General features: G+C 34.7%; 12 protein-coding genes and 2 pseudogenes. 9 read left to right on the forward strand and 5 right to left on the reverse strand.

Going from position 1 to position 13,137, the window contains the following annotated elements; all coding sequences use genetic code 11:
- The first annotated feature begins 10 nt into the window (after positions 1–10).
- From QWZ06_RS25505 to QWZ06_RS25545, 9 genes are all read left to right on the forward strand, one after another.
- Positions 11–160: a hypothetical protein gene (locus QWZ06_RS25505; RefSeq protein ID WP_290301942.1), complete on the forward strand. Its 150-nt coding sequence runs from the start codon at positions 11–13 to the stop codon at positions 158–160.
- 37 nt (positions 161–197) lie between these two features.
- Complete coding sequence (locus QWZ06_RS25510; protein WP_290301944.1) at positions 198–599, forward strand: hypothetical protein; 402 nt, start codon at positions 198–200, stop codon at positions 597–599.
- The gene (locus QWZ06_RS25515) at positions 596–1,678 is read left to right on the forward strand and encodes a hypothetical protein (RefSeq protein WP_290301945.1); all 1,083 of its coding nucleotides are present in this window, start codon (positions 596–598) and stop codon (positions 1,676–1,678) included. Before QWZ06_RS25510 ends, QWZ06_RS25515 begins: the two co-directional genes overlap by 4 nt.
- 77 nt (positions 1,679–1,755) lie before the next feature.
- On the forward strand, positions 1,756–4,008 hold the full coding sequence (locus QWZ06_RS25520) for a zincin-like metallopeptidase toxin domain-containing protein (RefSeq protein ID WP_290301946.1): 2,253 nt from the start codon (positions 1,756–1,758) through the stop codon (positions 4,006–4,008).
- Positions 4,008–4,298: a hypothetical protein gene (locus QWZ06_RS25525; protein WP_290301948.1), complete on the forward strand. Its 291-nt coding sequence runs from the start codon at positions 4,008–4,010 to the stop codon at positions 4,296–4,298. Before QWZ06_RS25520 ends, QWZ06_RS25525 begins: the two co-directional genes overlap by 1 nt.
- Positions 4,299–4,418: 120 nt before the next feature.
- Positions 4,419–5,339: a helix-turn-helix transcriptional regulator gene (locus QWZ06_RS25530; protein ID WP_290301949.1), complete on the forward strand. Its 921-nt coding sequence runs from the start codon at positions 4,419–4,421 to the stop codon at positions 5,337–5,339.
- An 84-nt stretch (positions 5,340–5,423) separates the two neighbouring features.
- Positions 5,424–6,011, forward strand: a complete 588-nt coding sequence (locus tag QWZ06_RS25535) for a hypothetical protein (RefSeq protein WP_290301951.1) — start codon at positions 5,424–5,426, stop codon at positions 6,009–6,011.
- Positions 6,011–6,607 (forward strand): energy transducer TonB, encoded by a 597-nt coding sequence (locus QWZ06_RS25540; protein WP_290301952.1) that lies wholly within the window; start codon positions 6,011–6,013, stop codon positions 6,605–6,607. The genes QWZ06_RS25535 and QWZ06_RS25540 overlap by 1 nt, the downstream gene beginning before the upstream one ends.
- Complete coding sequence (locus QWZ06_RS25545) at positions 6,608–7,039, forward strand: nucleoside deaminase (protein ID WP_290301953.1); 432 nt, start codon at positions 6,608–6,610, stop codon at positions 7,037–7,039.
- 96 nt (positions 7,040–7,135) lie between these two features.
- Here QWZ06_RS25545 and QWZ06_RS25550 read toward each other — a convergent pair whose 3' ends face one another.
- The 5 genes and pseudogenes from QWZ06_RS25550 to QWZ06_RS25570 form a co-directional block, all read right to left on the reverse strand.
- Positions 7,136–7,672 carry a GNAT family N-acetyltransferase gene (locus QWZ06_RS25550; RefSeq protein ID WP_290301954.1) on the reverse strand — a complete coding sequence of 179 codons (537 nt, stop codon included), beginning with the start codon at positions 7,670–7,672 and terminating at the stop codon, positions 7,136–7,138.
- 62 nt (positions 7,673–7,734) lie between these two features.
- A pseudogene (locus tag QWZ06_RS25555) lies at positions 7,735–8,492 on the reverse strand (type III pantothenate kinase).
- Positions 8,493–8,595: 103 nt separating this feature from the next.
- Positions 8,596–10,432, reverse strand: a pseudogene (locus QWZ06_RS25560) (M1 family metallopeptidase).
- Between the two features lie 201 nt (positions 10,433–10,633).
- Positions 10,634–11,104, reverse strand: a complete 471-nt coding sequence (locus tag QWZ06_RS25565; protein ID WP_290301955.1) for a DinB family protein — start codon at positions 11,102–11,104, stop codon at positions 10,634–10,636.
- A gap of 152 nt (positions 11,105–11,256) precedes the next feature.
- On the reverse strand, positions 11,257–12,948 hold the full coding sequence (locus tag QWZ06_RS25570) for a DUF6909 family protein (RefSeq protein WP_290301956.1): 1,692 nt from the start codon (positions 12,946–12,948) through the stop codon (positions 11,257–11,259).
- Between the last annotated feature and the right edge of the window lie 189 nt (positions 12,949–13,137).

Genomic DNA, 13,137 nt, shown 5'->3' on the forward strand with positions numbered 1-13,137 from the left:
TCTTACAGCGTTGCCATTTACTAAGGAAAATCCCGAAGAATTTGAAGTTCCTTCTGACGTAGTTATAGAGGATGTCAATTTTAAAAAGAATAATAACCTACTTGGTGTTCAAAATTCTGGAACATCTTCAGAAAAAATCATTTCCGGAGACTGGCAATAATTCAATTATCAATCAACCAATTACTAAAATAAAAAATATGTCCAATATAGGAAAAATCATAAGGGTAAATATACTACCTCCACAACAGGAAAGAGAGAATAATGTCATTTATCAAGTAGCTGAACCAGGTTCAGCTACTTATAAAGACTATGCAATTGATGAAAATGGAGATCTGAAAACGGCTGCTGTTGGTCTTCAAACAGAAGATTTAAAAGATAGCATGATCAGTATTTCCGACCCGGAACTATTGGCTGTCGGGATCAATACTCAAAAAAAATATAATGCAGACACCAAACAAAAGCTTGAAAATAAAATAAATAAGCCTGCTCAAGATGGAAATCTTCAGGATTACCCAAAAGTTTTAGGTATGGATCAGAATGGAAATACAGCCAAACTACCTGCCGGAGATTTAGGAAAAATATTGCTAATTCAGCTTTGACCTCCACAACAGGAGCAGGGTTAACATTGGGAGACCGATGGGGCATCAATACCTCTGGCCGCCCCTACTCAGTTACAGGGCTGGCAGATGTTTCCGGTGATGTGCAATTTAATACATTAATGGCTCAAAATGCTTCTGGTCAGATTGGAAAAACGAATGGAAAACAACCTTTTATGGCACTTCCGGCATCATTAAATGATAGTGAAAAGATTTCATGGAGAAAAGCAATGCGCTTGTCAAACGAAATTTATTCTACAGGCCAGCCAAGAATCGACAGTGTTATTCTCCCATTCATAGATAACTCGTTAACCTTTACACAGTACATCACATTAATTGGTCTGAATTTGTTTGTAGACAATCAGACGCCCAATGCAAAACTTGTCATGAAACGTGTAAAAGATATTAATGGAAATCTTTTAACAACTCCCGAAGAATACAAAATTGATAATTTCAATGTCCTTCAAAACATGCCCAATGTTTTAAACTTTGGATTGAAATGGAATGAATATCCCCAGGGCTATTACCAGTTCTTTTGCACCCACAATCTGCTTACCAACCTAAGCAGCCCAGAACTTTTAGTGAAACAAGGGATTACGTTTACAACACTAAATCCTGTTTGGCAAGATTTAACAGGAACTGCACAGGTAGATGGCAATAACAACATTGTGCTACCAGCTGGAGGAAGTGCAAGGACCAATGTTTTGATCAACACACCGCAGATGATCAATGGTTTTGTTGTAAAATGTTCTGTTGCTACTTCTGTAACCAATTTTGGAGCTAATTTCGCAGGTCATACACGTTTCACGATGAAAGGAGATGATGGCTTGGAGTATGGAGTCACATTAACCGGAAGTTTAGATTTCTATCCTGAAGCTGTAGGCGGATTCAATACAAAAGTGGATGTATTATACATATCCTACTATAATGGTCTCCTTACTTTAGCTGCTGAAGTAAATGGAAGAACTCGTATATTTTCCGTCACTTCTATACCTTCCAAACCCAGATATTTTTACGCAGTCCGCGCAGAAGGAGGTGTTGGCTCATTCACTGCAAAACCTACTGAATTATTATTGCTGTAAAAATAGCAAAGAATTATTATTAAAGAAGGCAGACTTAAAAACTCTGCCTTTTTTATTAATCTTTAAAATTATTAAAAATGAAAAACACAGATTATAAAGATGTTTTTGACATTGGTAATGAAGCATTATCAATGGATAATAAATTCCCTTTCCCTGCATTTCCTTCATTTAAAAATGCTTTTACTATAGGAGAAAATATACGTGGAATGAGTAATGTAAGTCCTTTGGCAACGGTAAAACTGTTTAACCAATCAGCAGAAGATATACAATCAAAATATTATCCGGATGGAAACCCACCGATAGAAGGCTCTTTTACCTACATTCCTGATAACGGAAGTGATTTAACATCGGTAATCAAAACGACAGTTAAGGACTTCTATTATTATGGTGTAAAGGATGTTAAAAATTTTGCTTTTAAAGTCATCATATTTTCTTCTACAGAAGCAACAAAACTTAAAGAATGTTTTGAAGTTTCAAACCCTAAAGGCAGAGAAATCTTAATATTTGTAGAGGATAATTCTAAAGACAATATTAGTGGAACTTATGGAGCAATAAAAATTTCAGAAGAAGTATTAACGTTTTTGAATTCAAAGAAAAGACTTGCCTATGACGTCTATAACAATACTGAAATTTATAAAGAAATAAAGGCTGTAGTTCCTGAACTGACGGATGATCAGATAAAAAGCCTTTTACAAAAAGGATATATTGAAGACACTCGGATTGATGTCGCCAAAACATACTTCAAAGTTGCTTCTTTCTTTTCCAGCGGAATTTCTTTCATCCACCCTAGCCTCGGGATTCTAACAAATGATGCAATGAGAGCTGCTACAAGTTCCATTCTTGAAAAAGTTATTGAAACTATTGAAGAAGCACGACTTGAAGAGAACAGATGGCAACCAGATGCTCCAGAACTTGAAAATGGTCAAATTGACAAAAATTATAGATATAAACCCATTATTTCGTCAGGAGCAAATACGAATGGAGCAGTGAATTTCACTAAGATTAGTCGCATTTTAAAAACAATGCTAATTGAGCAAAACAATTTAGTAAAACAATCACTGCATATTAGTAAAGATTTTAAATACAATAACCCACCAAAAGGCTTGTTGGAGATTTTATATAAATCATATTTGGATGCATACTACATTATGGATGATATAGCTTCTAACTTGGAAAATATATCTGATATTGAGATTCTAAAATACGGAACAAAAGTATATAATGCCCTACTATGTGGTATATGGAACAGTCTTATAGATGCAGTATCAGCTTTATTTTCAATGATAAAAATGATATATGATGGAATTACATTGGGTAAAGATTTTGTTCAGAATATAGATAAATATCTTCCTATTCTTTTAGAACAATTTGATGAGATCATCCAAGCTATTAAAAATCTTAGCATTGATGAAATTATAAAATATGTTTATGGAAAATTGAAGAAAATAAAACTTACTTTTGATCCTATACCTTGTGCTTATTTGCTTGGTTATATTTATGGCTTCATTATTTCATTAATTATTGAAATAATTGTAGGAACTCTTGTTAGTGGTGGAACATTAGATATTCCCATCATAATACAAAAAATTGAAGAAACGATTTTTGGTATTTTTAGATTAGGATGGGGTATTGTAAAAGGAGCTGTCACTAAAATAAGAACATTCACTAAGTTTATTGTTAAGTCAGTCAAAAATGTAATTGAGGGATTTCAAGAGCTTCTGACTTTCTTAAAAAAAGGTTGGCCAACCATAAAAAAAAGTATTGATGAATCTTTTGAAGGAGTATCTCTGATAAAAAGAGGACGATATATAGGTCAGGTTTTAGAGGAGGCAGATATTATTCTTCTTGAAAGGTTTCTTAAAAATTTTAAAGTTGATCTTCAATTAGGAAAAGCAAAAGGCATTGTAGAGGTAGATGGATATTTTTATCCATCAGGAAATGTTGTTACATTAAAACCCAATCAAGCCGCTATGTTTATTACAGATGGAATAAGTATGAAATTTGTTATAAGAGAGGATGCCACTACATATGAAGTTTTGCATGAATTAATGCACTTTAGAGACTGTATGAAAACAGGAAAAAAAGCATTTTTAAAAAAACCTTTAGTAGACAAAGAAAAGTATGTATATGATAAAGTTATCGAATACAAACAGTATATAAATAGAAGAGAGCTAAAACATGCCGAAAATTATGTTAACTATAACCTCAAAGAGGCATCTGTAACGGATAAAGTTGGTAATCCAGTAGTAGAAGTCCTACCTTTCAATTTAAATGATATTCCTAAAAAAAGGCAAAGAATAAATATAAATAAAATTTTAAATCTAAAATAATGATTACAAAGGAAAAAGCACTAGAAATTGTTAAGCAATACTTACAAAATCGAAAAAGAGAATATGTATCCATTGCAGAAAAGGATAAAATTTACATGGAAAATAAAGTTGTAGAATATGGAAAATATGAGGATATTAAGCGAAATGTTTTTGTTGTCAGTTATAAAATTGAAGGATATCAGGAACCCATCCCTCATTTTGTTATTGTAGATGCTGAGGAAGGAGAAGTCCTTTTTACTTCAACACCTCATGGTTATGCTGAGGAATGGGAAGACGAAGAAGAATTGTAAATCACTCCAGATTTTAAGAGATATAGTGATATTAATTTTCAATATTGTTTCTCCAAAAAAAATAAAACACGACACGTTTTGTCGCATTAAGCCCATATATTTGTGGTACAAAGTTTTACCATGAAAAAAGATTTTTATCTGACAAGATATGCCTTAATTATTAAAAGATTAGAAAGTTCTCCGGCCACCTATTCACAGCTGGAGGACTATCTTTTAAATTCTTTTGAATTCCAGGATGCTGGGATCAAAAGCTACTCTATCCGTACCTTGCAGAGAGATATCCGTGAGATATCCGATCTTTTCAATCTTTCCATTCATAATAAGAAAAAAGGGGACAATAGATATTATATTGAGAGCCGTCCTATTATGGAAGTGGATGAATATAATCAAAAACTATTGGAATCTTTCCAGGTAAGCAATGCCCTGAATCTTCACCCTGATTTTTCAAATTTCATTTTCTTTGAAAGCCGTAAACCTACTGGTATAGAAAATTTTTATGATTTGTTTTTCGCCATCCGTAATAAAAGAGTGGTAACCTTTGAACATTACAATTACAAAAACAAACTGATGACTTCCAGAAAGGTTCATCCTCTAGCCTTAAAAGAATCTAAAGACAGATGGTACCTCATCGCTATTGATACTAAGGATAAGATTTTAAAGTCATTTGGATTAGACAGAATCAATTACCTGGATGTGGCTAAAAACCAATTCCGAGAAAAATACAAATATAACTTCAGAGAACACTTTAAAAATGCCTTCGGAGTGATGAATCTGGCAGAACAGAAACCACAGAATATTGTCTTAAAATGCAGTCGCCACCAGGGAGAATATATCAGAAGTTTCCCACTTCACCAATCACAAAAAGAGACAAAAGAAACTCCGGAAGAAATCTATTTTGAGTTTTTTCTCCACCCTACTTATGATTTTATGCAGGAGATTTTATCCTATGGAAAAGAGGTAACGGTTTTAGAACCGAAAGGTTTAGTTGATGACATTCGCACTCACCTTCAGGAATCATTAAACCGCTATCTTGAAAGCTAAGAGATCATCAATAGTTCTCATATTTTTTAGTTATATTTACATAAATATCCCCTATTGAGAACGTCATTCATTTGTATCTTTTGTATGATTTCTTCTTTTTGCTTATCTCAGCAGAAGGAAGAATTCCGATTGGTAAAAAACTATTATAACCAGCACAGAAGTATGCTGAATAAAGAGTTTAAGAAAAAATTTGATGCAGAATCCGATACCTTTAAAAAAGCGGCTATAAAGGGTGATTTTCTTTTTTTTATGAAAAAGATGGACAGCATTGAAAATACAGCAATGATCGGTGCTTTGCTGAGGGTAAGAAATCTTGAAGACCTTCAATCCATAAAAAAAACAAAAGATCTCTCTGCTGAAAAATCTTTTCAGGTAGAAAAAGTCGCTGATTATCCCGGAGGAATCAATACACTGAGACAGGAAGTGGCTGATCTCCTGTATATTGACGGGGTGTATTCTGAAGAGAAAACGGTAAAGACAGATGTTGCCTTTATTGTGGAAAAAGATGGCAGTATAAGCAATGTACATGCCCAGGGAGACAATTTTACTTTCAACAGACAGGCTGAAATTGCCCTCTACTCTCTTGCTCAAAGGTTTTCTCCGGCAACCTTTAAAGAGGATCCTACCATATACCGTTTTAAAATCCCACTAACGCTAACAATGACCGAATAATGAAAAAATACTGCAGCTTTTTACTGCTATTCATCCTTAATTTTTATTTTTCGCAGCAGACAGACGGTTTTAGACTTATTAAAGAAAAATATGAATCTGATATTCAAAAAATAAAAAATGAATACCTGGATCAGGTCTCAAAAGTACCTTTAAGAAAACAAGCTAAAATGGCTCTGAAAAAAGACAGGGAGCTATACGATCGGGAAGTTAAAAGAGATCAGGAGTATCAGAAAGAACTTGAAAAGCTACAAGCTTCTTATCCTATAGCTGATTCCAACTTAATAACTCCCAAAGATGATGAAGTTGATAACCTCCCTAAATATCCCGACGGGATGGATGCTTTCAAAAAAGAAGTCATTAATAACTTTAATAGTGAAGCTGTGACTGGTAAAGGTACAATCCAATGTAGTGTAATATTTATCATCGAAAAGGACGGGAGTATTATTACAGCAAAAGGCTTTGGTGAAAACCAAAATTTTAATAGACAGGCTGAGCTTGCAGTGCTGCTCACTCAAAAGAAATGGGAGCCTTGTCTAAAGAACGGACAACCTCAAAGGTCCCGGATGAGAGTTCCTTTAACATTAAACTTTGATTAAATGTTCACTGACGAATACTATATGAAAATGGCTCTGCAGGAAGCAGAGGCCGCTTTAGAACAAGATGAGGTTCCTATTGGATGTGTGGTAGTTGCCAACAATCGTGTGATTGCAAGAGCTCATAATCTTACTGAGACCTTAAATGATGTGACTGCTCATGCAGAAATGCAAGCGATAACTGCTGCTGCGAATTTCCTAGGCGGCAAATATTTAAAAGACTGTACATTGTATGTAACGATGGAACCATGTGTCATGTGCTCAGGAGCCCTTTCATGGTCACAGATCTCCAAAGTGGTCATTGGAGCCAGAGATGAACAAAGAGGTTTCATCAATAAACACCTTTCTTTACATCCTAAAACTGAAATTATTACAGGCATTATGGAAAATGAATGCTCTTCCATTGTGAAAGACTTTTTTAAAAGCAAAAGATAATTCAAAATCTTTAAAAAGTCCCTTTTGACAAACATAAAAAAATCAGAGAATGTGATATTCTCTGATTTTTATTTTTATAAGGTTGTACCTACACAATTAGTCTTTAAAAATAGAATACATGGCAAGGTCAAAATATTCATCATCTTTTTTGGCATGTTGCTTCAAAAGAGCTTCCTGCTTCATCCCTATTTTTTCCATAATTTTCCCCGAAGCAGGATTGTGAAGAAAATGAGTCGCATAAATTTTATTAAGACCCAGTTCCTTAAAGCCAAAATCTACAATAGCTCTCGCGGCTTCGGTTACATATCCTTTGTTCCAGTGAGGAATTCCGATCCAATATCCCAATTCTGCCTTATCATCCTCTCTGTCATGAAGCCCAATAGCACCTATAAGTTCCTCTTCTTTATTTCTAATTCCAAAGGTAAAACCAGTTTTATCCTCAAAAACCTCTTTGGACATTTCCACCCAAAGCTTAGCATCATTTTCTGTATAAGGATACGGAATATTAGACGTAAGATCCGAATAAATTCTATGTTCAAGAAATTCAACAATAAAAGGAATATCCTTCTCTTCCAACTGTGAGAGAATAAGTCTTTCTGTTTCTAATTTTGGAAATTCTTTTAATTCTTTCATATTTTGTTCATGATTATATTTGAGTACCAAGTTGACCTTACCTCAACTGTTTTGGATGATACTTATAGATCTTTTCCAAGGAAGTAAAGCCCTTTCAAGGTATGCAGCCTGTCCATTACATGGATCTTATCTGTTAAAGGCTTATATACATGAGAAACCCCTCCTGTTGCTACAACAAAGCAGTCATCATTTACCTCATCATTAATACGATTAATGAAACCTTCTACCATTCCCAGAAAACCATATACCATTCCGCTTTGCATACAAGTAACAGTATCCAGCCCAAGCACTGATTTTGGTTTTTTCAGTTCAATATCAGGAAGCTGAGCCGTCTGACTGATTAAAGAATTTAAAGAAGTTACAATTCCCGGAGCAATAATTACGCCTAAGGTTTCTCCAGTTTCTGCGACACAGCTTGCTGTAAGCGCCGTTCCAAAATCAATCACAATCTTTTTCCTATTGGGATAAAGATTATGGGCAGCTACAAGATTGGCATAAATATCCGTTCCCATCTGCTTTGACTTTGCTTGTACCCCTGAAGGAGTTGCGCGATCAACAATGACCGGAGTAATTCCGTGAATCTTCTTGATTCCTGAACTCATCACTTTGGTAAGCTGAGGTACTACAGATCCGATGATTACTTTCTCTATTTCTTTTGGTTCCACTTTATAGGTCTGATAAAGCATCAGCATCTGTACATAAAGCTCGTCTGCCGTTCTGTAAGGCTTTGTATTGATTACCCAGGAATATCACAATTATCACCATTAAAAAGGCCAAATCTGATATTGCTGTTCCCTACATTGATTACAATTGAATTCATTTCTATTTTAACAGGCTAGGATTTGAAAAAATTTGAATCCCAAATTTATAAAAAAATAAAAGGAGTATTTACAAATACTCCTTTTATCTCTATGTTTATCTTTTTATTTTACTTCTACAAAGTTATCTGCCATATTAACATCTGCAAGTCTCTGGCTGAAATCAATTCCTAGTACAGACAATTGGGATTTTGTATAAGGAACAGTGATCGTATACTCTTTCTGAGTCCAAGGCCAGTAAGGCATCGTTTTGAATTCACCGTAAGTATCTTTTTCTTTCCAGGTATGTGTCATGTTCAATGGAATCTGATAAGTAACAATCTTCTTATCGGTTGTCATTACACTGAAATCAATTGGCATAGGAACCTGACCGTTATTCACAAGCGTAATCGTGGTAGATTTTGCTTCATACTTTACATCCTTAATTCCGTAATCAATTGTTTTCGTTGTATTGATCCAGTAATTGTGGAACCATTTTAGATCCATTCCTGAAACTTTTTGAGCAATATGAAGGAAATCTCTGTCAGACGGGTGCTTCATGCTCCACTGGTCATAATATTGCTTTAACGTTTCTGCAAGATTCTGCTCGCCCATAATATACCCTAACTCTACCAAGTACAACTCTCCTTTTACATAAGAAGCATAGGTATAAGCAGTTCCGTTGTCATGGTGATCTCCTAACCAAACTGCAGGTTCTTCAATTCCTTTTTTAACAAAGTTTCTGTAAGCATCCAATCTTTCCACAAAAGGATTAGGCAGTTGCTCTGGAAACAACTGGTGCATGGTATACCCTTCTGCATAGCTTGTAAACCCTTCATCCATCCATGGACGAACTGATTCATTAGTAGCAAGCATTTGCTGATACCATGAGTGAGAGCCTTCGTGAGCCATTAAACCCATTAAGTCTTTAATATTTTTAGCTTCTCCAAGGATCATTGTACACATTCCATATTCCATTCCACCGTCACCTCCTTGAATAAAGGCATAAGTAGGATACACATATTTCCCGAAGTGAGAATTCATGATCTGGAAATATTTGTAATATAAGGCTGAGCTTCACCCCAAGCTTTAGTTTTATCATTTTTTTGATATACCAAATATACTTTTGGTCCTTCCGGAATAGTAAAGCTTTCTACAGAATAATCCCTGTCTGCACTCCATGCAAAATCAAGAATATTTTTTGCAGTCCATCTCCAGGTTGCTTTTTTATCTTTTTCTGCTTTGATCTTTGCAGCAGCATCATACCCTTTTACTTCCGTTGGGTTTTCAAGAATCCCTCCTGCTCCCACTACGTAATCTTTGTTGATTTTAATATTCACATCAAAATCTGAGAACGGTGCATGAAACTCTCTTCCTAAGTAATCAAAAGTTGCCCAGCCATCATAATCATATTCAGCAATTTTTGGATACCACTGCGTCATCGTCATATCAACCCCTTCTCTATTGTTTCTTCCACTTCTTCTGATCTGCTGAGGAATCACAGCATCCCAATCCATAGTAAATGTAGTGGTAGAGTTTGGCTTGATAGGTTCAGCAAGATATACCTTCATAATGGTTTCCTGAACTTCAAATTTCAGATCCTTTCCATTCTGCTTAATCCAGTGAATATTCTGAGCTCCTTCCTGATCTTTGGAATAGAAGACAATGTTGAAATTCCATTTTTCTGCAACCTTCCGTCACCATTTTTCCCTTGGGAAGATACCCTCTGATCCATCATGGAATTGGGCTTAAATGCATTCCAATACAAGTGGAAATAGACCACATTCAGCTCATCTGGTGAGTTATTGGTATATTCTAAGGTTTGTTTTCCCTGATAGGTAAATTTTTCAGCATTGACATCAATATCCATCTTGTACTTCGCAGCCTGCTGATAATAAGCTCCTTGCTGAGCCTGGAATTGTGAAATGATAAACGCAAAAATGATTGCAGCCGATTTTCTCATTTAAAATTTTATTTTTTCTAAAGGTAGGTAATTTAAACAAAACCCTCAAATACGGAATTATACGAGGGTTTTGTACTGTTTTAATATGCTTTTTAGATGTAGTTTTATTTGATTTGTTAAATAAACTTTAAAATATTTTTTAACCATGGATAGCATGGTTTTCACAGCTCAATATGGATATCACCCATGCAACCACTACAGCTATTGATCTCGCAATAATTTCCTGATCAGAGTAATCTGTCCCAGATGATAATATGCATGTTCTATCATCCCATCAATATTTCTCTGATATGTCCCATACTTTTCATCAACAAATACCTCTTCAAGTTTTGAATCCGGCATGTTTTCTAATAACTCTGCAAGCTTTTCAGCATCCATCCACAGTTTATTCAACAGACTTTCCCACTGTTCCTGGGATTCTATTGGCGGAAGATTAAAGCTATATCGGTCTTTTATTTCCAATGTTCCCCCTTCAAAGACAGGGATAATTCCGGCAATATAATAATCAATATGAAAAGTGAGCATGGCAATTGTATTTAAAGTACCAATCTTGGTTACAGCTTGTTCCCAGGTTACATCAGAAAGCTGATCTTTAAAATTGGTATTGGCAATCCATAGACCATCAAGCATGACCTCTCTGAATCTTTTGACTAATTGTGATACAGAACTCATAGTAAATTATCTTTTTTTCTAAAGATAAGTAATTAAAGCTTGGGCTTTTTAAGTTCACATTTCTATTAACCTTGTCAAGGCTCTCTTTAAAAACCAAAAAACCTCAACTGTAAAAAAACAGCTGAGGTTTATATTATCATTAGAAATTATAATTATTTCTTAGCAGAAGCTTCTTTCTTTCCACTTCTTAAGATCTTTTCAAGGATTCTTAAAGTAATCAGATAGGTTGGTTTTACTCCTGTAAGACCTAACCCCCCTGAAGATAGAGTACTTCCTGTCTCCAAAGGATTATCCGAAGCGTAATAAGCATAGCAAACGAACAAATCTGGTGAAATATGATGTCTGATTTTAGAGGCTACCTGAATTGCTTTTTGGTAATGCGCTCCTTCCATTTCAAGACCAATTGCTTTCCATGAAGTATTCATAAAGTAGGATAAAATATCCTTATTCTGAAGTGATGTTCCTAAAACAGTAATCATCGGACCTTCAAAAGCCTTCAGTTCATCATCATTAAAATCATCAAGTTTCAATGCATTTTCAAAAGGATAATTATCTGCTGTTCCTTCAAAGATGTGAGAAGTAGGAATCATAATATCTCCTTTTTCCCCGGTAAGAATACCTGCTTTACCCATAATGGAAACAGATTTTACATGCATCATGTATACCTCGCCTTTATGTTCATAAGGTTTCAGCAATTCATCCATAACCTCAAAAGCCTGCTCTCCGAAAGCATAGTCGAATACCATCACCACATCATCTCCTGTAAATTTACAATCTGCAAATGGGGTATTTTTTAGATTTGTTTTACTAAGGTCTATAATTTGTACATCAATATTACTTCCGCTTTTATCTGCAATATGAATCATTCCTTCATCCATAGCAAATTTTAACACCTTGTCACGAAGCTCTTTTTTATTGGAGATTTCTTCATACAGCTTATAATCTACCTCATTGTTATGCTTCTTTTTAAGGGCATCATTCGCATACAGCATATTTTTTACGGAGTGCATATTGGCTGAAATAATATGCAGCGGACGAGTGTGAAGATTGTTCTCAAATAAAACTTCTTTCACTTTATTCGCCCATTTCTCACCAAAATAGTGGTGTCCTACTCTTTCCTTTAATATAGCACTGAAATGAATTTCTCTTTCCGTAGTTCCTTTTGCATCTTCAAGACTTACTTTTGCCAGATTATAGATAATTTTAAATAAACGGTCTGGGTTATTATCATCACCAAAAGTATTATAAGCTCTTAATGTTTCATCAAAAGATCTTCCTATTAAAGAAGAAAGATGAATCAAGGCTACTTCTTTTTCTTTTCTGCTGAATTTCTTCTCTCCCTTCACTACTTCTTCAATAATTTTGAAGGCACGTGTTGGTTTCCAGTTTTCATCCTGGATGAATGCCAGGTTACGGATTTTATCAGCTTCTATAAATAGGAAGGTAAGGTGGGTAAGAATGTCATAAATTTCGGAACGGCCCAAAAGAACCTCAATATTCATCTGGTGTTCGTCTATTCTATAACAGTTTCTTCTTCTTTTCTTTGGAACAATAGGTTCGAAACTTCCTTTATCAAACCCTTCATCAGATGTAAGATGAATAAAAGCACATTCTTCAATCCCTTCCGGAAGCCTGTCTAATACATACATTAGACCATCAAGTTCTAATTTACTCGGAACACTCATGGTTCCATAAATTTCTGGATTGATGGTTTTCAACAAGCTTCTGATACTTTCTCCTGAAACACCTGCTGGTTTGAAAAATCCTCTATAAAATAAGTGTCTCATAGAGATATATAGTCTTTCAATAGCTTCTGTTGTTTCTCTTGCTCTAGAATTTGTCATAAAATAAATTTCACACAAATATACGAAATCTTTGTCCATTTTATTTTAACTATCTTTTAATAAGTAGCTTAAATTCGCATAGGATTACAGATTGTATCACCTAAAATGTATTCATAACTTTTCTCCCCTTTAAAAACACCCTTAAACATTAGACTTTAGGCTTTATATTTCAACACCCCCCTATTAAAA

Origin of the sequence: Chryseobacterium tructae, assembly GCF_030409875.1 — a bacterium.
In the GTDB taxonomy this organism is placed as follows: Bacteria; Bacteroidota; Bacteroidia; order Flavobacteriales; family Weeksellaceae; genus Chryseobacterium; species Chryseobacterium tructae.

What these genes read in the sequence shown, in the direction of transcription:
- QWZ06_RS25550 (WP_290301954.1), bottom strand. Translation starts at nt 7,672, where the DNA reads ATGAAAGAATTAAAAGAATTTCCAAAATTAGAAACAGAAAGACTTATT.
- QWZ06_RS25520 (WP_290301946.1), top strand. Translation starts at nt 1,756, where the DNA reads ATGAAAAACACAGATTATAAAGATGTTTTTGACATTGGTAATGAAGCA.
- QWZ06_RS25530 (WP_290301949.1), top strand. Translation starts at nt 4,419, where the DNA reads ATGAAAAAAGATTTTTATCTGACAAGATATGCCTTAATTATTAAAAGA.
- QWZ06_RS25565 (WP_290301955.1), bottom strand. Translation starts at nt 11,104, where the DNA reads ATGAGTTCTGTATCACAATTAGTCAAAAGATTCAGAGAGGTCATGCTT.
- QWZ06_RS25545 (WP_290301953.1), top strand. Translation starts at nt 6,608, where the DNA reads ATGTTCACTGACGAATACTATATGAAAATGGCTCTGCAGGAAGCAGAG.
- QWZ06_RS25525 (WP_290301948.1), top strand. Translation starts at nt 4,008, where the DNA reads ATGATTACAAAGGAAAAAGCACTAGAAATTGTTAAGCAATACTTACAA.
- QWZ06_RS25570 (WP_290301956.1), bottom strand. Translation starts at nt 12,948, where the DNA reads ATGACAAATTCTAGAGCAAGAGAAACAACAGAAGCTATTGAAAGACTA.
- QWZ06_RS25510 (WP_290301944.1), top strand. Translation starts at nt 198, where the DNA reads ATGTCCAATATAGGAAAAATCATAAGGGTAAATATACTACCTCCACAA.
- QWZ06_RS25540 (WP_290301952.1), top strand. Translation starts at nt 6,011, where the DNA reads ATGAAAAAATACTGCAGCTTTTTACTGCTATTCATCCTTAATTTTTAT.
- QWZ06_RS25535 (WP_290301951.1), top strand. Translation starts at nt 5,424, where the DNA reads ATGATTTCTTCTTTTTGCTTATCTCAGCAGAAGGAAGAATTCCGATTG.